Annotated in this window: 18 protein-coding genes; 13 read left to right on the top strand and 5 right to left on the bottom strand. The window is 49.7% G+C overall.

What is annotated here, in order from left to right; all coding sequences use genetic code 11:
- Positions 1–18: 18 nt before the first annotated feature.
- From cyoA to AC1DLI_RS27610, 3 genes are all read right to left on the bottom strand, one after another.
- Entirely contained in the window at positions 19–1017 is a 999-nt protein-coding gene (gene cyoA / locus AC1DLI_RS27620; protein WP_477607877.1) for a ubiquinol oxidase subunit II, read from the bottom strand.
- A gap of 331 nt (positions 1018–1348) precedes the next feature.
- Positions 1349–1630, bottom strand: a complete 282-nt coding sequence (locus AC1DLI_RS27615; protein ID WP_477607875.1) for a hypothetical protein — start codon at positions 1628–1630, stop codon at positions 1349–1351.
- A 181-nt stretch (positions 1631–1811) separates the two neighbouring features.
- Positions 1812–3917: a transglycosylase domain-containing protein gene (locus AC1DLI_RS27610; protein WP_477607873.1), complete on the bottom strand. Its 2106-nt coding sequence runs from the start codon at positions 3915–3917 to the stop codon at positions 1812–1814.
- A 342-nt stretch (positions 3918–4259) separates the two neighbouring features.
- Here AC1DLI_RS27610 and speE point away from each other — a divergent pair, with 342 nt between their 5' ends.
- Entirely contained in the window at positions 4260–5087 is an 828-nt protein-coding gene (gene speE, locus AC1DLI_RS27605) for a polyamine aminopropyltransferase (RefSeq protein WP_053373276.1), read from the top strand.
- Positions 5088–5123: 36 nt separating this feature from the next.
- Positions 5124–5993 carry an agmatinase gene (gene speB, locus AC1DLI_RS27600; protein ID WP_076271583.1) on the top strand — a complete coding sequence of 290 codons (870 nt, stop codon included), beginning with the start codon at positions 5124–5126 and terminating at the stop codon, positions 5991–5993.
- A 178-nt stretch (positions 5994–6171) separates the two neighbouring features.
- On the opposite strand, the gene AC1DLI_RS27595 is transcribed toward speB, so the two are convergent.
- Positions 6172–6819, bottom strand: coding sequence for a GntR family transcriptional regulator (locus tag AC1DLI_RS27595; RefSeq protein WP_477607871.1), 648 nt, complete (start codon positions 6817–6819; stop codon positions 6172–6174).
- Positions 6820–7012: 193 nt separating this feature from the next.
- On the opposite strand from AC1DLI_RS27595, the gene AC1DLI_RS27590 reads away from it, so the two are divergent.
- The 9 genes from AC1DLI_RS27590 (at position 7013) to argS (ending at position 17100) form a co-directional block, all read left to right on the top strand.
- Positions 7013–7975: a phosphate/phosphite/phosphonate ABC transporter substrate-binding protein gene (locus AC1DLI_RS27590; RefSeq protein WP_477607870.1), complete on the top strand. Its 963-nt coding sequence runs from the start codon at positions 7013–7015 to the stop codon at positions 7973–7975.
- A 32-nt stretch (positions 7976–8007) separates the two neighbouring features.
- Positions 8008–8808, top strand: coding sequence for a phosphonate ABC transporter ATP-binding protein (phnC, locus tag AC1DLI_RS27585; protein WP_477607868.1), 801 nt, complete (start codon positions 8008–8010; stop codon positions 8806–8808).
- A gap of 2 nt (positions 8809–8810) precedes the next feature.
- Positions 8811–9602 (top strand): phosphonate ABC transporter, permease protein PhnE, encoded by a 792-nt coding sequence (gene phnE, locus AC1DLI_RS27580; protein ID WP_477607866.1) that lies wholly within the window; start codon positions 8811–8813, stop codon positions 9600–9602.
- Positions 9602–10435 (top strand): phosphonate ABC transporter, permease protein PhnE, encoded by an 834-nt coding sequence (gene phnE, locus AC1DLI_RS27575; protein ID WP_477607864.1) that lies wholly within the window; start codon positions 9602–9604, stop codon positions 10433–10435. The genes phnE (AC1DLI_RS27580) and phnE (AC1DLI_RS27575) overlap by 1 nt, the downstream gene beginning before the upstream one ends.
- Before the next feature lie 33 nt (positions 10436–10468).
- A complete protein-coding gene (locus AC1DLI_RS27570; RefSeq protein ID WP_477607862.1) occupies positions 10469–11488 on the top strand; it encodes a tyrosine-protein phosphatase in 1020 nt (339 codons plus the stop codon).
- Between the two features lie 230 nt (positions 11489–11718).
- Positions 11719–13905 carry a bifunctional 2',3'-cyclic-nucleotide 2'-phosphodiesterase/3'-nucleotidase gene (locus tag AC1DLI_RS27565; protein ID WP_477607969.1) on the top strand — a complete coding sequence of 729 codons (2187 nt, stop codon included), beginning with the start codon at positions 11719–11721 and terminating at the stop codon, positions 13903–13905.
- 456 nt (positions 13906–14361) lie between these two features.
- On the top strand, positions 14362–14871 hold the full coding sequence (locus tag AC1DLI_RS27560; RefSeq protein WP_477607860.1) for a DNA-deoxyinosine glycosylase: 510 nt from the start codon (positions 14362–14364) through the stop codon (positions 14869–14871).
- A gap of 79 nt (positions 14872–14950) precedes the next feature.
- A complete protein-coding gene (locus tag AC1DLI_RS27555) occupies positions 14951–15421 on the top strand; it encodes a YwiB family protein (RefSeq protein WP_477607858.1) in 471 nt (156 codons plus the stop codon).
- Positions 15421–17100: an arginine--tRNA ligase gene (gene argS / locus AC1DLI_RS27550; RefSeq protein WP_477607856.1), complete on the top strand. Its 1680-nt coding sequence runs from the start codon at positions 15421–15423 to the stop codon at positions 17098–17100. The genes AC1DLI_RS27555 and argS overlap by 1 nt, the downstream gene beginning before the upstream one ends.
- Positions 17101–17129: 29 nt before the next feature.
- On the opposite strand, the gene AC1DLI_RS27545 is transcribed toward argS, so the two are convergent.
- Complete coding sequence (locus AC1DLI_RS27545) at positions 17130–18263, bottom strand: S8 family peptidase (protein ID WP_308998683.1); 1134 nt, start codon at positions 18261–18263, stop codon at positions 17130–17132.
- Positions 18264–18723: 460 nt separating this feature from the next.
- On the opposite strand from AC1DLI_RS27545, the gene rpoE reads away from it, so the two are divergent.
- On the top strand, positions 18724–19299 hold the full coding sequence (rpoE, locus tag AC1DLI_RS27540) for a DNA-directed RNA polymerase subunit delta (protein ID WP_477607854.1): 576 nt from the start codon (positions 18724–18726) through the stop codon (positions 19297–19299).
- Between the two features lie 473 nt (positions 19300–19772).
- Positions 19773–21374, top strand: coding sequence for a CTP synthase (locus AC1DLI_RS27535; protein ID WP_477607852.1), 1602 nt, complete (start codon positions 19773–19775; stop codon positions 21372–21374).
- The last annotated feature ends 78 nt before the right edge of the window (positions 21375–21452 follow it).

The raw sequence follows: 21452 nt of genomic DNA, 5'->3' as shown, positions 1-21452 counted from the left end.
CATTCGCTTGTTAGCGGGTTAATGGCCCGCATGGTTATGAACCGTAGAATCAGTGTTACTGGCATTATGATTATGCGTCTCGGTCGTATCCGCCGGAGCTTCTTGCTCATCTGCGGTTGCAGCAGATTCTGCCTCCGTGCTGCCATGATGCTGATGAGCACCGCCGCCGCCGTTCACATACTGCGTGACCACTTTATTGAATAGGCCTTTAGGGAAGCTGGAGAACAGCTGCACATCAGAGGCACTTGGTTCGGTTAGTTTCTCAAAGCCCTCCATAGTAAGCGCAGGGGACGTTGCCTTAACCTCGTCAATCCATGCTTTATAATTTTCCTCGGTGGTGGCATCCACCTTGAACGTCATTTGCGCAAAATCCTTGCCTGTGAAGTTCGCTCCGGAGCCGTAATAGCTGCCTTGTTCATCGGCTTGGAGGAAAAGCGTCATTGCCATGCCCGACATGGAATAAATTTGACCGCCAAGCTGTGGTACCCAGAAGGAATTCATGGCCGTATCGGATGTTAATTGAAACTTAATCGGCACATCTTCCGGTATTTTAATATAATTGACGGTCGCTATATCCTCATCCGGATATTTGAACAACCATTTCCAATCTAGTGACGTCACTTGGATCGTGATTGGCGCTTTAGCCGATTCAATCGGTTTGGACGGCTCCAGCGCATAGGTGTATTTAACTGTGACGATTGCAAGGATGAGGATCGCAACAATCGGAATGCTCCACCATGTAATTTCAAGCTTCGTGCTGTGCTCCCAGTTTGGTTTATAGGAAGCTTTGCTGCCTGGCTTATCACGGTAACGCCAGACGATGACAGCTGTCAGGATGAGTACAGGCACGATAATAACCGCGCACAGAATGGTTGAAAAATAAATCAAATCTTTCTGAGACTCGCCGATTGGCCCCTTTGGATCGAGCACAATAAATTGCTCGCCGCAGCCGGAAAGCAAAACGGCCATTAGCATAATGAATACGGGTGTCAGCACACGAAGAAACGGTCTCATCATCAGTTCAACTCCTCAAAATTACTGCTTACGACTACAATAGCAGATCTACAAGGCAATAACTGCGGGGTTAACAATTACGTCAATAATTCGTCTTTTTTCTGTAATAGAAAGTTCACGGCTTAGACAACTGTTACATTTAGGAACCTCACTGCACGAAATAATCTTTCCTATCATTACCCAAATTACAGCTGTTTGTCTCATGCCATACATAACCAGCGATGACGCTGCGCTTTGAAAGCTCGTACCATTTAAAGCAAATAGAAAGCCCCGCTCGGTATTGACCGAGCGGGGCTTTCTATTTGCTTTCCATTGATACGTGAAGTATCTGCTGTTATTGATGGTTTGAATCGTTCGGCGGCTGTTCTTGGTTTAGGCGAGCATGGACGAGACCGATTGCCGTGCCGATAACATAAATATGAACGCTGCCGATTAGAAATCCGATGCCGACCATAAGTCCAACATTTTGATCGCTGAAATGGCTTAAATTGATTAGGCTAAGAAAAACGCCAACGGCTAAAACGACCCAAGCGATCGCAGTCATTGCTTTGACAAGACGCTTGACATCTGATTTTGAATGCTGAACGTGGCTTATTGTTGCTGTTTTTGTTGTCATATTGAACACTCCCGGTTAATTGTAAGTGTTTTCTTATGTTCACTATACCACAACATTATGCTTTTGTTCAAAGAAAATTCACTTTTTGATCATAAAACGGACAAAAATGTGCAGAGGTCATGACGGCAGAAATGGCGGCAGGAGCAGCAGCCTTTGATATATAATCGAAGGCTGCTGTTCTTTAGTCTGTCCACCAACGCTTCAAGTCACTCCACCATGAGCGGCGGCCTGCCCCGTTTGTTCCGTTCTTTCCGTCATCACTGCTATCATCGCCAGAAGCGGGCTCGCCGCATACCTCGGTTGGTTCGGTTCCGCTTAAGAAGGACTCCAGTCGCCTATTCGGGCAGTTTCCTTCTGCGAGCTTACCGCTTGTAGGATCAATATATACGTTGACGACTCCCTCGGGGATGGGGAAAATCTTCGGCGGTACGGCAGCGAGTGCCTGTTCCGTAAATTTAGCGAAGATGGGTGCCGCGCGATAGGCTTCGGCAACCGTCAACTTTCGATCCTTGTCGTAGCCTACCCATACGGCGGTGGCGAGCTCAGGTGTATAGCCGACCAGCCATGCATCGGTTGGCGTAGTGCCTGTTTTGCCTGCAACCGGGCGCTTAATTATAGAAGATACCCGAAATGCAGTGCCGCCTTCTTCAAATACGCTTTCCATTAAGCTGGTCATGACATAGGCTTCCGCAGCGGTCACGGCTTGCTCGGCATGCTGCTCCGCTTCATATAATACCTGTCCCTTTCGATCCTCGATACGAATAATCGCGGTCGGCTCGACATGAATGCCGCCGCTCGCAAATGTGCCGAAAGCAGAGGCCATTTCGAACGGGCTGACTGGGAAGGTACCAAGCGCTAGCGAGGGAACAGGCTGCATTGGGCTTTCGATTCCGAGCTTCCTTGCGGTCTCAATCACTTTGTCGGCGCCAACGGTCATGATGGTGTTGACCGCATAGATGTTATCCGAGCTTGCCAGCGCCTTCCGCATGTCAATGAGCTCATTCAAGTATTTATCGCCATAGTTACGAGGCTCGTAGGTTTTGCGGCCTTCGTCATAGGTAAATACGGTCGGCTCGCTCTTATACCGGGTTACCGGTGACATGAAGCCGCTTTGCAAAGCCGTTAAATACAGGAATGGCTTAAAGGAGGAGCCGGGCTGGCGCGTTTTGGCAAATACACGGTTGTATTGATTTTGTTTGTAATTTCTGCCGCCGACCATCGCTTTGATATACCCGTTGCGCGGATCGATGGCGATAAGCGCCGCTTGCTGCTCCGAGCTCTCCGGGATCCCTTCCGCAATGACCTCCTCGGCCGTTGCTTGTGCTTCCGGATCCAGCGTCGTATAGATCGTAATGCCGCCCTCGTTGAGCAAATGCTCATCGATGCCCAGCTTGTCCACGGCAACGTACCGGATATAATCGCGGAAATATGGTGCAAAGCCCTCTTGCGAGCCGGACCCAAGCGTTTGGAAGTCCAACACCTCCGCATAGGCCGCGTCTGCTTGCTCGGATGTAATCGAGCCGCCTTCAAGCATGGCTTGCAAAATCGTAAGCTGACGGTCCTTCGCGTTTTTCATATTCAGGTAGGGGGAATAATACTTGGGCCCCTTCGGAATGCCTGCCAGCATCGCGCTTTCCGCCAGCGAGAGCTCAGAGGCATGTTTATTGAAATACATCATGGCTGCGGCTTCAATGCCATAAGAGCCATGTCCGTAATAAATTTGATTTAAATACATGCCGAGGATCTCGTCCTTGGAGTAGCTCATCTCGAGCTGCACGGTGTACATCGCTTCCTTCATTTTGCGCTGCCAGGTTCGCTCATGCGTCAAATAAAGGTTGCGCGCCAGCTGCTGCGTGAGCGTACTCGCGCCTTGCCGTGCGGATAAGCTTTGAACGTTCACCATGACGGCGCGCGCCATGCCCTTCATATCAAAGCCGCGATGGTCGTAAAACCGCCGGTCCTCAATCGCTAAGGTCGCTTCAATGAGGTAATGCGAGATGTCGGGGAGCTGTACGGAACGCCGGTTCTCTCCAGCGTGAAAGGTGTCAATGACATTACCCTGTAAATCAATCATCTGCGATGTTTGGCTGATAGCGGTGACAGGCAGAGACTGCGTGCGCAAATAAATGAGCGTGCCTGCCATGATTAGAATGAATAAGGTGAATGCCGCAATGGACCAGCGGAGCCATCTTTTCATTTTCAGAACATGGGGAAGGAACCTCTCGGTTATATAAGGAAGAACAGGGCGGCGACGCAGCTTGCCCTGCCGGTTGGATGATTTTTTCATGGAGCGGGCTCCCTTCCGTGCAAATCTCGCTTTTCCTTAGTATGGAAAAACAGGGAACTTACTATTCAAGAATCGTGGGCGATTGCCTAAATATTTGTGTGCTGCTGTTGAAATAGGTAGTTTTTCGGCAGACAAAGAAATGACGATGCAATTCCGAAGGATAAATGCGAAGCGCAGGTGTTATGCTACTGAGGATATAATCATCACGGAAAAATCAATGGATATATGGAAAAACCCTTCAAAATACATTAACATGATAGTCGCTATTGAACACTTGTAGTAGGGGTATAATTTTACTATAATACAGGTTGAACGATTGAAGGAAAGAAGGGATTTTACGACATGGAATTGTGGTATACGGAAAAACAAACAGACAGCTTCGGCATTACGGCGAAGATTACTAAAACTTATGTTAATGAACAAACGGATTTTCAACAGCTTGATATGATCGAAACCGAAGAGTTCGGAACGATGCTTGTGCTTGACGGCATGGTTATGACCACGGTTAAGGATGAGTTCGTTTACCACGAGATGGTTGCGCATCCCGTTCTTTTCACGCATCCGAATCCGGAGTACGTGCTTGTAGTAGGCGGCGGAGACGGCGGCGTCATTCGCGAAGTTATGAAACACCCTAAGGTGAAGAAGGCAGTTCTAGTCGACATCGATGGTAAAGTAATTGAGTACTCCAAAAAATATTTGCCATCCATCGCTGGCGAGCTCGACAACCCTCGCGTTGAAGTGCTTGTAAACGACGGCTTTATGCATATTCATGATCATAAAAATACGTATGACGTAATTATGGTTGATTCCACAGAGCCGGTAGGCCCTGCTGCCAACCTCTTTACAAAAGGTTTCTACCAAGGCATTTATGAGTCCTTGAAGGAAGATGGCATTTTCGTTGCGCAAACGGACAACCCTTGGTTCAAGGCTGACCTCATCCAAAGCGTAAATAAAGACGTGAAGGAAGTATTCCCGATCGTTCGTGTTTACGGTGCGAACATTCCAACTTACCCGAGCGGTCTATGGACGTTCACGATGGGCAGCAAAAAATACGATCCGACAGCTGTTGACGAAACGGCGATTCCGGAAATCGATACGAAATACTACACGCCGCGTCTTCACAAAGCCGCATTCGTGCTGCCTAAATTCGTTGAAGATCTAATCAAGTAACAAGCGGCTACGCGATAGAAGGAGAGGACAATCCTCATGAAATTGGATCAAAAATATTCGGGTAATGTCTTCATTCTGAGTTCAGACAATTATGAAGCTTCCAAAGCGGTTATCTACGGCATGCCGATGGATTTCACGGTTAGCTTTCGTCCGGGCTCCCGTTTCGGTCCACCTCGCATCCGTGAGGTATCGATCGGACTTGAAGAATACAGCCCTTACTTAGATCGCAGCCTCGAAGATATTGAATATTTCGATGCTGGCGATTTGCTGCTACCTTTCGGCAATGCAGCGCGCAGTCTGGAAATCATCGGCGAATTCGTTCGCGGCGTTCTGGACGATGGCAAAATCCCTGTTGGACTCGGCGGCGAGCATTTGGTGTCTTGGCCGATTTTCCAAGAGGTGTACAAGAAGTACCCTGATCTTGCGATCATTCACTTCGACGCTCATGCTGATTTGCGCGAGTCGTATGAAGGCGAGCCGTTGTCTCACTCCACGCCGCTGCGTAAAGCAGCTGGACTAATGGGCGGACAGAACATCTACCAATTTGGTATCCGTTCGGGCTCCCGTGAGGAATGGCAGTATGCGCGCGAGAACATCAACTTCCACCCGTTTGAGGTTTTGGAGCCATTGAAAAAGGTGCTTCCAGAGCTTGAGGGCCGCCCGGTTTATTTGACTATCGATATTGATGTGCTCGATCCATCCGCGGCTCCTGGTACAGGTACGGCGGAAGCGGGCGGCATCACATCGAAAGAGCTTATCGAATCGGTGCATGCCATCGCTCGCTCCGGCGTGAACATCGTCGGCTTTGACCTCGTTGAGGTTGCGCCGGCCTATGATCCGACAGAGCAAACGCAGATCGTAGCGGCTAAGGTTATCCGTGAGATGCTGCTTGGCTTCTTGAAATAGTCATTGCTTGCAACAAAAAAGGCTTCGCCGCCAGCGGTATTCCATCCGCTGGGGCGAAGCCTTTTTTTAAAATATAAGAGAGTATAAATTTCAATCTTATACGATGCTTATATTTCACCGCGAAACGAGCTTTTGCCGCAAGGACGGCGTCAGCCGTTTACGCTTGTTGATTTTGCCGCTAGAACCGCCCGTTATCGAACATGCGGCTGCGCGCATACACGTAAGCGCCCTTCGCTATGCGCCGGGCTTCTTCGTCATTGCCGGCCTTCAAGGCGTCGTATATCGATTTGTTCAGCATATTGGCCGAATAATGCTTGATATGGGGCGTCATTTTGTAGTTGATGTAAGAGGCCATGGCCATTTTATCCACGTACATGTCCATAATAGACATCATCGCATGGTTGTTGATGGATGATACGATGATACGGTTAAACAAAAATGTGTTTTGGATATAAGTGAAATAATCGTCTTCCTGCTCCGCTTTGAACTGACGCTCCAAGCATTCCTCCAGCTTTGCCATGTCTATGCTGCTGTTTCTTTCTGTCTTTATGTCAATGGCGTAGACGAGCAGCGACATCATCGCTTCATACATATCAAGCATTTCTTTACCGCTGATTTCCTTCACCAGCACGCCGCGGTTTTTGAGCGAGACGACAAAACCCTCCGATTCAAGATGGGTGATAGCATTGCGGACAGGCGTGCGGCTCATTTGCAGCTCTTCCGCCAATTCATTTTCGGATAAGAGCGTTCCGGGCATTAGGCTGCCGCCCACTATTCTCTCGCGAAGCGTCGTATAGGCCGTATTCATGAGCGTTTGTGATGTCATGGCTCTATTTCCTTTCACGTTCATAATTGCTTTTCATTTGGTTAACCCCATCTTAACAGTCCCGCTTTCCAGTCCGCAATATGATTTCGAATTTAACAATATCTCAAAAATACGCGAACATTGCATTGACATTCAACTTGTATTCTAGTTGCGTACCAGATGAATATTCAATAGAAATATAGGAGGCTATACGGTGCTAAAGAAAACAGGTGTACAAATGGCTCTTGTAATAACAGCGGTAATGTTGGTGCTTGCAGGGTGCGGTCAGAAATCGAACAACGCCGATAACGGCAGCGTAAGCGCGGATGGAAAGGCAAACACGGAGGAAGCGGCAGCGTCAACCAAATGGCCGGAAGTGCTGCGAGTCGGTAATCTTCCGATGGAGGACGGCGAATCCTCCCGTAATGCAGATCAGTTCGCAAAGGACCTTGGCGAGTACCTCGGCATAAAGGTAGAGACGTTCGAGGGCGAGGATTACAACATGATGATTGAAGCGATGCGCTCCAAAAAGATAGATGTTACGACATTCGGTCCCTTCGGCTACATTATTGCGGTAGAGAGAAGCGGCGCTAAGCTGCTCGCCGCGATGAATAATGGTCCCGGTTCCGAAGGAACCAGCGTAATCATTGTGCCGAAGGATTCCCCGGCCAAAACGGTTGAGGATCTGAAGGGCAAGAGCTTCTTGTTCGCCGATCCGGCTTCTACGACCGGACATTTGTATCCGCGCGCGACATTGATGAAGAAGCTTGGCATTACCAATGACGAGATCGAAACCTTCTTCAGCAACGTATCGTTCTCGGGTGGACATGACAAATCGCTTCTTGCCATTGCCAATGGCGATGCAGATGGAGCGGCAACATGCAGCCAGTGTATCAAAATGATCGCGGATGCAGGCTTGATTAAGGAAGAAGATGTACGCGTAATTGCCGAGTCGGACAAGATTGCGGGCGGCGGGGCCTTATCCTACCGTGATGGTTTGCCGGAGGATCTTGTAGAGAAAATGCGTGAGTTTGCGCTCGGCTATAGCAAGGAGCATCCAGAGTATTTTAAAGCGATGGGAGCAGCCGGCTTCTTCCCTGCGGAGGATTCGGACTTTGACGGCGTTCGCGAGGTAGCGAAAATGCTCGAGATGTCGCCTGAGGAAATGCTGAAATAGAAATTGAACGAGGATGAGGGAGGATAAGTGAAATGACATTGCTGCAGGTAGAAAACTTGAAGAAGGTGTACGCCGACGGAACAGCCGCGCTCAGCGGTATTGATATGAAAGTGGAGGCAGGCGAATTCATCGTTGTAATCGGGCCGAGCGGTGCGGGTAAGAGTACGCTGCTCCGATGTTTGAACCAGATGGTTCAGCCGACCTCAGGCAAGGTGCTGTTCCAAGGGGCAGAAACAATCGGAGCGGGCAACCGCAGGCTGCAGCGCATCCGCCGGGAAATGGGCATGATTTTTCAAGGCTTCAACCTGGTTGAGCGTGTGTCTGTTCTCACCAATGTCCTCCACGGCAGGCTGGGTTATATGAGCAGCTGGCGCGGTGCGCTCGGTCTGTATGCAAAATCGGATGTGCGGGAAGCGACTCGTTTGCTGGAACGAGTCGGGCTGGGCGAACAAGTGCATAAGCGGGCTGACGAGCTTAGCGGCGGACAGCAGCAGCGAGTCGGGATCGCTAGAGCACTCGCGCAGAAGCCGAAGCTGATTTTGGCGGATGAGCCGATAGCAAGCCTAGATCCTGCAGCGTCGGATATCGTCATGAACAGCTTATATACCTTTTGCAAAGAAGACGGCATAGCCTGCGTGTGCAATCTGCATCAAGTTGATGTAGCCAAGAAGTACGCAACCCGAATTATCGGCATTTATAAAGGGACTAAGGTGTTTGACGGCACGCCAGAGCAGCTGACTGACGACATGATTGATCTCATTTACAACCAGAATAAAAAACTTAACGCAATGCATGCAGATTCTATCATTTCGCAGCAGAAGGAGACGGCATAAGCATGAAAGCACAGCAGCTTCAGATGGTAAGGCGCAGCAAGCGGAATCAACTCATTATTATGGCCTTGTTCTTGGCTGCGCTGACCGTTTGGTCTGCGGTTGGCACGGACTTCACGCCTGGCGCGCTCTGGGGCGGACTTGGCGATGGCGCGCGGTTTTTGTTCGTCGATTTAATGCCGCCCGAAGCAGCTTCATTTCCGGGATTGATCGAGCCGGCATTAGATACAATTTACATGAGCTTTGTGGCCATGGTTATTGGCGCAGTCGTAGCGGGTTTCCTGTCTATTTTCGCCGCAGCGACAACGTCGCCGCATCCCATCCTGCAAATCGGGCTCCGTGCGTTCTCAGCTTTGTTTCGCAATATTCCCGTCATTATATGGACGATCCTGCTCGTTGCTTCCTTCGGTCTCGGTAAGCTGGTCGGTACGCTATCACTCATTATTGTGTCAATCGGGATGCTGGTGCGCTGCTTTGCGGAGTCATTAGAGGAAATCGATATGGGGCAAGTAGAGGCGCTGCGGGCAACGGGAGCTAGCTATGCGCAGGTGATGACGCAAGCGGTGCTGCCGCAGTTTCTGCCAAGCTTTGTAGGCTGGTCGCTCTATAATCTTGAAATTAACGTTAGGGCGTCCACGATTGTTGGCATGGTAGGCGGAGGAGGATTAGGCTTTACGATTCAGTCCGGGCTTAAGCTGTTCCAATATAAAGAGGTAAGTATGGCTGTGTTGCTTGTTCTTGCGATTGTACTCGTGACGGAATTTATGACGAATCGGATTAGGGAGCGGATTATTTAATGGCTACTGTGATACGTTCGGATGAATTGCCCAAGCAGGAAGCAAGGCCGGCGGAGCGCATTCGATCCAAGAGGAATCGGACGCTGAAGCTGTACGGCATATTCGCCGCATTGTTTTTTGTTTTCAGTCTTGTTCAGCTGCAGCTCGATTACAGCCGATTGCTCCCGGGCATCGGAAAGTTTGCGAAGACGGTGGGTCTCATGTTTCCGCCAGACGCCTCGCAGTGGAAGCATGTGCTGCTGGCGGCGGTGGAATCGATACAGGTTGCTATACTAGGCACCGTTATCGGTATTGTCATTGCGTTCTTCCTCGCCTTTCTGGCAGCTAACAACATCGCGCCTAATAAAATGGTTAGCTGGCTTATTCGCAGCTTTGCCTCACTGCTGAGGGCCATTCCGACGCTCATTTGGGCGCTGATCTTTATCGTGGCGGTCGGCATGGGGCCGCTGCCTGGGGTGCTTGCAATCATGGTGCATGCGATAGGCGGGCTGATTAAGGTGTTTACTCAGTCACTTGAAGAGGTAGATGAGGGTGTTATTGAGGCCATGCGTTCAACAGGGGCAAGCTGGCTGCAAATCGTGCTTCAAGGGGTGCTGCCCTGCGCCTTATCGGCGCTGCTTGCTTGGTGCGTCATGCGTTTCGAGGGGGATCTTGCCGAATCGACGATATTAGGCGCGGTTGGTGCAGGCGGTATTGGATTTGAGCTGTCGCATGCGATGCGAAGCTACCATTTTGACCAAGCGCTGTTTGTTGGACTTGTTATTTTTCTGATGGTGTTTAGCGTGGAAATCGTGTCGAACCGACTAAAATTAAAAATGAGAAAGCGGGCCTAACGGGGCGCGTGCTCAATGAGGGAGAGAACCAGGATGAATCTTCAGCAGACGGAAATCATCGCACAGTCTATCGAATTAAAAATGGAGCGCACGGGAGAAAACCAAATTCAAATTTCATGGCATCCGCCGGTCAAGCTTGAGAAGGTTGCTATCTATAGAAGCGCAGCTAACGAATTTATTGAAGCAGAGTCGCATCTCATTGCGATTGTGACGCAGGGGAGCGAGTGGACGTTCCAGGACCCGCAGCCGAATGCAAGGGGATACTATTATGTCAAGTTTAGCGAGAGCATGGTCATTTCCGTTACGGACCGGGTGCTGCCGCTGGAGGGTGCCCTAAACTTCCGCGATATGGGCGGATACGTAACCGAGGACGGCAGAAGGGTGAAATGGGGCACGCTGTTTCGGTCGGCTGACTTGTCGCGTTTGTCGCAAACCGACCTGCCTTATCTGAAGGAGCTGGGCATTCAATGGATTTGCGATTTGCGCACGGCCGAAGAGGTCGCGCTTAGCCCGAGCCCGCAAATCGGATTCGAGCGGAATGAAAACTTGTCCTTTATGCCGACAGCGAGCCCGGATCTGATGGCGGCGATGACGGACGTAACGGAATCGATGCTGGTTGATATGAACCGCCATATGGTGAGCAACACAGTGCTTACGGCAACAATCCTGCAAAAGCTGATCGAGGGCGGCGGGGCTCCTGCCTTATTCCATTGCGCGGCAGGCAAGGACAGAACGGGCTTTGTGTCTGCTGTCATCCTGCAAGCGATGGGCGTCCCGCGAAGCACGGTGCTGAATGACTATGCGCTGACGAATTTGTTCGCCGACCGTTTCAAAGAACATTTGAGAGGCGCAAGCCAGTCGCATACACCGTTTATGAGCAAACTTACACCTGAAGTGGCGCAAGCGCTCATGGAAGCAAGGCCGGCTTACCTGCAGGCATCATTTGATGAGATCGACGCGCGCTACGGCAGCTTTGAGCAGTATTGGGAGCAGGCGCTAGGCTTCACGCAAGCAGACCGGGAGAAGCTTCAATATATGTATCTCACGTCATAGAAACGATAACAATAAGAAACCGCGGGGCAGCTTTCTCGCGGTTTTTGCGTTTGTCGCGATTCGTTCGACAAAAAGTGCAAATGGTTTTCAAAATAATAAAATGACAATTCTGAATATATAAATTATTATATTTTAGGATAACATTGGAACATCATGCCCTTACATAAGTGCACTTTAATATCAGAAAGAGATTAAAGGAGGAGTTATGGGTGGTGAAACCGTACAAATCGATGTGGAAGGGAACGTTAGCGGCTGTCATTTCTGCCAGTCTCGTCGCAATGCCGCTTACGGTAACAGCTGAAGCGGGCACGGAAAGCACTGTGAAGCTTCGTATTTTGGAAACGTCGGATCTGCATGTGAACATGGTGAACTATGATTATTTCGCGGACAAGCCTACGGATGAATATGGGCTGGCGAAAACAGCGTCCCTTATTAAGAAAGCCCGGCAGGAAGCCCCGAACAGCTTATTATTCGATAATGGCGATTTGATTCAAGGCAATCCGCTAGGCGATTACGTCGCAACAGTCGATAAACTGCAGCAGGGAGAGACTCATCCCGTCTACAAAGCAATGAATTTGCTTGATTATGACGCAGGCAATTTAGGCAATCATGAATTCAATTATGGCCTTTCATTTTTGGAAACCTCTCTGGCAGGGGCGGATTTCCCATACATCAATGCCAACATATATAAGGACGATGGAGATAAAGACGAGACGAATGATGTTAATTTATTTGAACCCTATCTCATTCTCGACAAGGAAGTCACAGATAGCGCCGGCGTAAAGCATAATCTGAAGGTGGGGGTAATCGGGTTTGTGCCGCCGCAAATTACGCAATGGGACAAAGCGCATTTGGATGGAAAGGTTATCGTTAAGGATATCGTGAAGACGGCTGAGAAATTTGTGCCGGAAATAAAGGCAAAGGGTGCGGATCTTATCGTTGCGATTCCACACTCGGGCTTTGAGGATATCCCGCAAATGCCACTTATGGAAAATTCGGTGCTTTATTTAAGCAAGGTAGCGGGCATTGACGCGATTTTGTTCGGGCATGCGCATAAAGTGTTCCCCGACAAATCCTTTGAAGGCAAAACAGGAGTCGATCTTGCCAAAGGCACCATTAACGGGGTTCCGTCCGTCGAGCCGGGCTTCTGGGGGAATAATCTTGGCATTATCGATCTTACGCTGGAGAAAAAGGAAGGGAAATGGACGGTTACCGATTCGAAGGCCGAGGTGAAACCCATTTATGATGCGGTCAACAAGGTGCCCCTCGTCGAGGCTGACCAAACCGTCATCGATGCCGTAAAAGAGGATCATGAGAATACGCTGGCGTATGTGCGGGGACCTGTCGGCAAAACAACAGCGTCCATCAATAGCTGGTTCGCCCTTATTCAGGACGACCCATCCATTCAGATCGTCACCAACGCACAGAAATGGTATGTCGAGAAGCAGCTGCAAGGAACGGAATACGAGGGTCTTCCCGTATTGTCGGCAGGGGCTCCTTTCAAAGCAGGAGGACGCCAAGGGCCAAACTATTATACGAGTATTAAAGCAGGCGACATTGCAATAAAGAACGTGGCCGATTTGTATTTGTACTCCAATACGGTGAACGCTGTACTCGTCACGGGGGCCGAGCTTAAAGAATGGCTTGAGTGGTCTGCAGGACAATTCAAACAGATTGACGCAAAGAGCAAGGAGAAGCAAGAGTTGATCAATTATGATTTTCCAACCTACAATTTTGATGTTATTGACGGTGTCACTTATCAAATTGATGTCACGCAGCCGCCGAAGTATGAAGCGAACGGAGTGCTCAAGAACGAGGGTGCGAAACGGATTGTTAATTTGCAATTTGGAGGCAAACCGATTAAAGCGGATCAAAAGTTTGTTGTTGCTTCTAACAACTACCGCGCATCCTCCAGCAAATTCGCAAACCCTGACGGCAAACGCATCATTCTTGCTGCACCCGACGAGAACCGCCAGGTTGTAATCGACTATATCCGATCCTTCAAGACGATTAATCCGACAGCTGACGGGAACTGGTCGCTCGCCCCAATCAACGACACGGTGAATGTTACGTTTAAGACCTCGCCGGAAGCGAAAAATGTAGATGAAGCGAATAAATCGATTGCCTTCGCCGCGGATACGGAAGATGGATACGCGGAGTTTAAGCTGGACCTGAGCAAGAAGACTGCTGTTGTGCCGCCGGAACAGCCATCGAAGCCGGCAGAACCATCCAAGCCTGAAAAGCCGGTCGTCTCGGTGCCTCAGGAAACGGTATATACAGTGAAACCGGGTGATACGTTATTTGCCATTGCGCGGAAGTATGGAACAACGTGGCAGAAGCTGGCCAGCTATAATAAGCTCAATAACGCGAACTTGATTTATCCTGGTCAAAAAATTAAAATACCTGCTAAACCGTAGAACCCGTAGATCCAAGCGGCTGTCACAGAAGGCTGAATGCCTAATGTAGACAGCCTCTTTGCTTTCATGCAGTTGCGGCTCGCTAGCTGCATACTTTGCTTTAGAAAGGTCAAAGGTCAATAGAGGGCTGGTGAAGCTCTCGACTGATGGCCGCGGTGAGGAATGGAGATGCCGTTTAGACGAGGCGATTAAGGAAAGAGTCCAATGTGCAAACTACGATGTAGCTCATGATCCGGAAGCTAGCGGCCCAATTTTCGCGCTATGAACCTAGGTAATAGATCGGGAGTCTTCAAATAGTTTTAGCTGCATTTAGGACTGCTTTTATTTTGATGTAGTCCAGGGCGAGACACCGAAGCTCTCCGATAGGGTAAATACAAGGAGATGGACTAGGCTAGAATTGAATTATCGTTTGTCACAACTATCACAATGGAATTTAACATAAAGGGGCAATCTTCTATGCGCATCTATTCATTTCCGCCTGTTATTGACGAACGCGCCCGCGTGCTTATTTTGGGGACTGCGCCAAGCGTGAAATCGCTTGAGCACCAGCAATTTTACGGGCATCCTCAAAACTTTATGTGGCGAATCATATACCGCTTGTTTAACGACTCAGACATGGATCCCGTCTATGAAAACCGTCTTGCTTTCCTGAAGGAGCATCGACTGGCGCTGTGGGACGTGATCGAGTCCTGCGAGCGGGAAGGCAGCTTGGACGTGAATATACGCGCGGAGGTGCCGCAGAAATTGCCTGAGCTTGTTGCCAAATACCCAGAGCTGCGATGTTTTGCTTTTAACGGTGCGAAGGCTTATGACACTTTTCACAAGTTTTACCGGGGGCATGACAGCTTTAAACAAATAACGCTGCTTAAGCTTCCTTCTTCGAGTCCGATTCCTACTCAGAGAATGCGAACACTGGAGGATCGGGTGGAGGCGTGGCGAGCAATTGTGCCGTATGCCACAACTTAACCGTGCTCTAGCGTTGAAATTAAGAGGCTACCTGTATATAGTAGTTACATAAGATTAGACTGATAACAGGAGCAAGATGATGGCTGAAAACAGGAAAGTGCGAATTACTTTGGAGAGCGTACAGGACGGAAGCTCGCATGTTCACGTTTATGAAGGCGAATGGTTCCGCAAGGAGCGGTCGATTTATATTCGCTACAGCGAGCCGGCAGTAGAAGGCGATCCAAAGGCCGGAGAAGTGCGTACGCTTGTAAAATACCGTCAGGGCGAGCTGTCCATCATGCGTCGGGGCGTGATTGAATCGGAGCAGCTGTTTGTGCCGGGACTTAGGCGCACGGGCCGATACGATTCGTCAATGACCTCATTTTCGCTTGAAACGGATACGACGCTACTATCGCTGCAGCTGCCGGATGGCGAAGGCGGGAGCGTAGCTGCGGAATCATTGCCGGAGCAGCTGCCTTTTACGTTGGAATGGAAGTACGAAATGCACGTAGATGATCAAATGTCGGGTCGTTTCCATATACGGCTCCATATACAGGAGGATATAAATTAATGAGTGCAAATGTATTAGAGAAAATGTACGAGCAGGTAAAGGCGGCCATCGCGGATGCAGCAGTAGCAGCAGGCCTAGCGGCGCGGGAAGAGCTTCCTGCTTTCGTCATAGAAGTGCCTAAGGATAAATCCCATGGAGATTTGGCAACCAATGCTGCGATGCAGTTGACGAAGCTTGCGAAGAAAAATCCACGCCAGATTGCGGAAGCGATCATAGCGAACTTGGATACGAAAAAAGCGTCCATTCAATCCGCAGAGATTGCAGGCCCGGGCTTTATCAACTTCCGCATGGACAACAGCTACCTTTATCCGGTTGTAAGTGCTGCGATCGAAGCCGGCGAAAACTACGGACGGACTTTAGACGGCAACGGCAAACGCGTTCAGGTGGAGTTCGTCAGCGCGAATCCGACAGGCAGCCTGCATCTTGGACACGCGCGCGGTGCGGCCGTGGGCGACGCGCTGTGTAACGTGCTGGATTACGCGGGATACGATGTTACTCGCGAATACTATATTAATGATGCCGGAAAGCAGGTAGAGAATCTGGCCGTGTCCATCGAGGCTCGTTACCGCCAGGCGCTTGGACAAACTGCTGAAATGCCGGAAGACGGTTATTACGGCGAGGATATCATCGGTTTTGCAAAGCTGCTGGTCGAGCAAGAAGGGGACAAGCTGCTGGAGCTCCCCGATCAAGAACGGTTTACGTTTTTCCGTCAGTTTGGTTTGGAGCGCGAGCTGGACAAGATCAAACGCGATCTTGGAAGATTCCGCGTAGGTTTCGATGTTTGGTACAGCGAGACAGCGCTATATGAGAGCGGTCAAGTAGAGCAAGGTCTTGAAGCTCTAAAAGCGACAGGGCATGTTTATGAAGAAGAAGGCGCAACTTGGCTGTCTACGATGACCTTTGGCGATGACAAAAACCGTGTCCTTGTGAAAAATGACGGCTCCTACACTTATTTGACGCCGGATATCGCTTATCACCGCGACAAATTCGGTCGCGGCTTCGATCAAATGATCAACATTTGGGGCGCCGACCACCATGGTTATATCCCGCGTGTGAAAGCAGCCATGGAGGCGCTTGGCAACGATCCGAAGAAATTGACCGTGCTCATTGCACAAATGGTCAGCTTGTTCCAAAACGGCGAAAAAATGAAAATGTCCAAGCGTACGGGTAAAGCCGTTACGATGGAGGATCTGATGGACGAGGTTGGCATCGACGCGATTCGTTACTTCTTCTCCATGCGGAGCATGGATTCGCATCTTGATTTCGATATGGATCTTGCCATCTCTACTTCAAATGAAAATCCGGTTTTCTATGTGCAATATGCACATGCGCGGATTTGCAGCATATTTAGGCAAGCCGAAGAGCAGGGCCTAGTGCTCAATGCTGCAGATAGCATTGATTTCAGTAAGCTGACTGCTGAAGGCGAGTTCGATCTTTTGCGTAAGATTGGCGAGCTGCCGCAGGAAATCTCGGAAGCGGCTGCGCAATACGCGCCGCATCGCCTTATCCGCTATGTGTATGAGCTGGCGTCACAATTCCACAGCTATTACAGAGCGGAGCGCGTGATTACGGAGGATGCCGATCAGTCGCAGGCCCGCCTTGCGTTGCTTGCCGCCGTTCGTATTTCGATTGCCAACGTGCTGCGTCTTGTCGGTGTTTCTGCCCCTGAGCGTATGTAAGATCCGCCTCATAAAAACAAGCCGTGGATTCAGGCCTTATCCACGGCTTGCATCATACGCATCACATCAAGCTCGCCGATCGTTCGGCGGGCTTTGCTGCCCCTTAGAGACTGCACGGAGCGTTTAATAATAGCCTTGATCTCGGAAGGCGTAAGTCCCTGCTTATGCGCGAGCAAGAGCGCTATTGCTCCGCTGACATGCGAGGTAGCCATAGACGTGCCGCTCATCTCGTTGTATTTGCCGCGGAGCCAAGCCGATACGATTTTATCGCCGGGTGCATAGACATCGATGTATGCGCCGCGATTGCTGAAGGGAGCAACGCGGCGGAGCTTGTTGGTTGCGCCGACAGCGATTGTCTGCGGATAGCGCGCCGGGTAATCGACAGAGCGCCGCTTCCCATCGTTACCGGAGGAAGCGACGATGATAATCCCGGCATTATGGGCATTTATGACCGCGCCAAGCAGAGCTTTGCTTCTTGTCTTCATGCCGAAGCTCATGTTGATCACGTTCATGCGATTGCGTATGCACCACTCAATACCGAGAATAATGTCGGAAACGAAGGCGCTCCCATTATGGTCGAAGGCTTTGACAGGAGAAACCAACGCGCGCGGCGCAACGCCGATCATGCCCTGAAGCTGATTGGCTGCCGCGATGGTTCCGGCAATATGCGTGCCGTGACCGTTATCATCATGCGGGAGCATGCTGCGGTTTAACAAATTGATGCCTCGCGAGAGCGAGTGCTGGAGATCGGGATGGCTGAAATCAACCCCCGTATCGATGACGCCGACCTTTATCCGGTGGCCGGTCGTAGTACCCCATGCTTGCGGGGCTTTAATTTGATTGACGCCCCAAGGAATACCTTTATCTACAGTAATCGACTTTTGCGTTGAAGAATGAACGCTTATTTTGCAGTCCTTTTCAATCCATATTCGGCCCGAGAACCGCTCAAGCGTTTCCTCGGCCGGCAACCTGCAAGCTATTCCAAGAATGCTAGGCATTTTTCTGATGCTTTTTTGTGGTGACGACGAAGCGACCTGAGGCATTTGCTGTAGGAAGTATCGGTAGTCGCTCGCACGCTGAAAACGAATGATTCGTTTTTCAGTCGTTGTGTCCGTGCAAGCCATCGTATCCTGCAACAAGCGGATAAAAGCGACGGTGTCCAAACTTGGCTTCCCCTCCCGACGGACCATGCTGCACTATTGTATGACCGAGCGTTCGATAACGCATGAGCAACTTGCCTTTTTTCGCATAAATAGGCAACAAACCGTGTCAAAAATCGCCCGGGTACATACGATGAACAAAGAGTTCTCAGGGGCTCTTACGTCCAAGGTACGTTACCTCGTGTCATGGCCGGATGGATACAGTCAAAGCGGAAGGTTTATCCTTTCGCTTTTTGCATTTAAGTCCAAGCTGTGCCGGAGCGCTAAGGGTCGCTTGCTTTTTTGGAGGAAATAGGTTTTACTATACTTTGACTAGCGTAAACGACGGATGCCATCCTCTGGCAGTATCCGCTCGCTTCGCAATGAAATGTGAGCGGTGTATAAGAGGGAAACGTACACGATCCTTGCATTTTGAAGGAATAAACTTGTACATAATTTGATTGGCAAGAGAGGATGTGTCCATATGAGCAGCAGCAATTTTACGTTAAAGCTGGATCCTGAACGTATGAAGGAAATGCCTATGGTCGATTTGGCCTTTGAAGTGCTGAAAGCGGCTAATACGCCTTACTACTATCGCGATCTTATGATGGAGATCGCTAAAATACGCGGTCTTTCCGCGGATGGAATCAACCAGTTCATCGCCCAGGTATATACGGAAATCAATATTGACGGCCGTTTTGCATGTGTTGGCAGCAACATGTGGGGACTGAAGCGCTGGTATCCGGTTGAGCGTTCTGAGGATCCTGTAGGCAATGCGAAGCGTACTCGGATCATCAACGACGACGATGATCTCGAGGATGATGATGTGTTCGCAGACGAAGAAGAGGATACTTACGCAGAGGCTGAAGAAGACTACGATGTATTCGACGAGGACCGTGAGGACTTTGAAGAAGCAGAAGAGGAAGCGGAAGTTGATGAGGAAGTAGTCATCGATGACGAGGAGCTGGACGAAGAAGAGGTCGACGGCGAATTGGATGCAGATGACGATGATTCGGATGATGAGGATTTCGAGGAAGAAGAGGAAAGTGGCGGCAAGTAGTTTGCTGAATGGCTAAGGCCGAAAATTCAACAAGCTTATACTTGGTCTTCATTTACCGTGGTACGAGCCCTTGCCTGAATAAATGGCAGCGGCGTACCAAGTATCCTGTCGGTTTAGCTTGACAGGTGCTACAAGCGCAGAGTAAACTATCTCATGGGCTAAAGATTCGGTTAACAAATAATGCATACAATCGTGTACGACAGTTGCCGTCTAATCGAGGCAAAGGCGCGTCACGCGATGAAATATAAGCGCAGCATGACAGCAAACTTATGCTTGCTTATATTTTTATATATGCCAAAAAAGGAAAAGTGCCCCGTTGCTACGGGTGTCACTTTTTTTGTTTGTGAGGGATGGGTCTGTAGGATGCATTTCCACAAACTGGATGGAGGGGCGGAGTGTATCCGCATCCATGTTTATCGAGTAAATGGGCAAACCTAAACATTAACCATAGGAGCTTGGAGGGTATCATCACAGTGACCAAATATATATTTGTAACCGGCGGCGTAGTGTCGTCTTTGGGCAAAGGGATTACAGCAGCCTCGCTCGGCCGATTGCTGAAGAACAGGGGCCTCAAAGTAACGATTCAGAAGTTTGACCCTTACATCAACGTGGACCCGGGAACGATGAGTCCATACCAGCACGGTGAAGTATTCGTTACCGATGATGGTGCAGAAACGGATTTGGATCTAGGTCACTATGAACGGTTCATCGATATTAACCTTTCGAAGAACAATAATGTGACGTCCGGCAAAATCTATTCCAACGTAATTACAAAAGAACGCCGCGGCGACTACTTGGGTGGAACTGTTCAGGTTATTCCGCATATTACGAATGAAATCAAGGATCGTGTATTCCGCGCCGGCAAAGAAGCGGGATCAGATGTTGTCATTACAGAAATCGGCGGTACCGTGGGTGACATTGAGAGCTTGCCTTTCCTTGAAGCCATCCGTCAAATTAAGAGTGATATTGGACGCGACAATGTGATGTACATTCATGTTACGCTGATCCCTTATATCAAAGCTGCAGGCGAAGTGAAAACGAAGCCGACCCAGCACAGTGTTAAGGAATTGCGCAGCATCGGCATTCAGCCGAACGTCATTGTATGCCGTACGGAACATCCGCTTGCAGAAGATTTGAAGCGTAAGATCGGTCTGTTCTGCGATATCGATGCAAATGCCGTTGTAGAGTGCCGCGATGCTTCCACGTTGTATGAGGTTCCTTTGATGCTTCGTGAAGAAGGTCTCGACGAAATTGTCGTAAACCATCTGAAGCTGAAAACCGAACAGCCGGATATGCGTGAATGGGAAGAACTGGTTAAACGCGTTAAATCGCTCCATAAGAAAACGGAGATCGCGATTGTAGGTAAATACGTTGCTCTGCACGATGCTTATCTAAGTATTGTGGAATCACTTGAGCATGCGGGTATCGCTTCCGATTCAGAAGTAAAAATCCGCTGGCTGCATGCCGATGAGCTTACGGAAGAGAATGTGGATGAGCAGCTGCAAGGCGTTCATGGCATCCTTGTACCAGGCGGCTTCGGTGATCGCGGTATTGAAGGTAAGATTACGGCAATCAAATACGCTCGCGAGAGAAAAATTCCGTTTTTCGGTATCTGCTTAGGTATGCAGGTGGCTGTCATTGAATATGCTCGTAACGTTGCCGGACTTGCAGGCGCGAATAGCTCGGAAATTAATTCGTCCACGCCGTATCCGGTTATTGATTTGCTGCCGGATCAGAAGGACATTGAAGATATGGGCGGTACGATGCGTCTAGGACTGTATCCGTGCAAGCTGAAGCCCGAAACACTTGCTGAGCGGGAGTACGGAGACGAGCTTGTTTACGAGCGTCACCGTCATCGTTATGAATTTAACAATGAGTACCGTGAAACGATTGAATCAGCAGGTCTGACGATCTCCGGAACTTCGCCGGACGGACGTCTTGTGGAAATGGTAGAAATGGCTGACCACCCGTGGTTCTTGGCTGTTCAGTTCCACCCTGAGTTCACTTCTAGACCGAATCGTCCGCAGCCATTGTTCCGCGGATTCGTACAAGCTGCGCTTAACTACTCGGAGTAATTTTTCGTCATTTCTATCAATGGCATATTCTGTAACAACACCTGATAAGTTTTTCTCGTGGCGAGAAGGATTATATAC

Source organism: Paenibacillus sp. 01T443 (assembly GCF_056398325.1).
The sequence above is the reverse complement of the archived record's forward strand: the minus strand, read 5'-3'. Positions and strand labels throughout refer to the sequence as shown.

Bases quoted from the DNA above. Each gene is read 5' to 3' on its own strand.
- cyoA (WP_477607877.1), bottom strand. From the start codon at position 1,017: ATGATGAGACCGTTTCTTCGTGTGCTGACACCCGTATTCATTATGCTA.
- AC1DLI_RS27615 (WP_477607875.1), bottom strand. From the start codon at position 1,630: ATGACAACAAAAACAGCAACAATAAGCCACGTTCAGCATTCAAAATCA.
- speB (WP_076271583.1), top strand. From the start codon at position 5,124: ATGAAATTGGATCAAAAATATTCGGGTAATGTCTTCATTCTGAGTTCA.
- phnC (WP_477607868.1), top strand. From the start codon at position 8,008: ATGACATTGCTGCAGGTAGAAAACTTGAAGAAGGTGTACGCCGACGGA.
- phnE (WP_477607864.1), top strand. From the start codon at position 9,602: ATGGCTACTGTGATACGTTCGGATGAATTGCCCAAGCAGGAAGCAAGG.
- AC1DLI_RS27570 (WP_477607862.1), top strand. From the start codon at position 10,469: ATGAATCTTCAGCAGACGGAAATCATCGCACAGTCTATCGAATTAAAA.
- rpoE (WP_477607854.1), top strand. From the start codon at position 18,724: ATGAGCAGCAGCAATTTTACGTTAAAGCTGGATCCTGAACGTATGAAG.
- AC1DLI_RS27560 (WP_477607860.1), top strand. From the start codon at position 14,362: ATGCGCATCTATTCATTTCCGCCTGTTATTGACGAACGCGCCCGCGTG.
- AC1DLI_RS27555 (WP_477607858.1), top strand. From the start codon at position 14,951: ATGGCTGAAAACAGGAAAGTGCGAATTACTTTGGAGAGCGTACAGGAC.
- speE (WP_053373276.1), top strand. From the start codon at position 4,260: ATGGAATTGTGGTATACGGAAAAACAAACAGACAGCTTCGGCATTACG.
- phnE (WP_477607866.1), top strand. From the start codon at position 8,811: ATGAAAGCACAGCAGCTTCAGATGGTAAGGCGCAGCAAGCGGAATCAA.
- AC1DLI_RS27595 (WP_477607871.1), bottom strand. From the start codon at position 6,819: ATGACATCACAAACGCTCATGAATACGGCCTATACGACGCTTCGCGAG.
- argS (WP_477607856.1), top strand. From the start codon at position 15,421: ATGAGTGCAAATGTATTAGAGAAAATGTACGAGCAGGTAAAGGCGGCC.
- AC1DLI_RS27565 (WP_477607969.1), top strand. From the start codon at position 11,719: ATGTGGAAGGGAACGTTAGCGGCTGTCATTTCTGCCAGTCTCGTCGCA.
- AC1DLI_RS27610 (WP_477607873.1), bottom strand. From the start codon at position 3,917: ATGAAAAAATCATCCAACCGGCAGGGCAAGCTGCGTCGCCGCCCTGTT.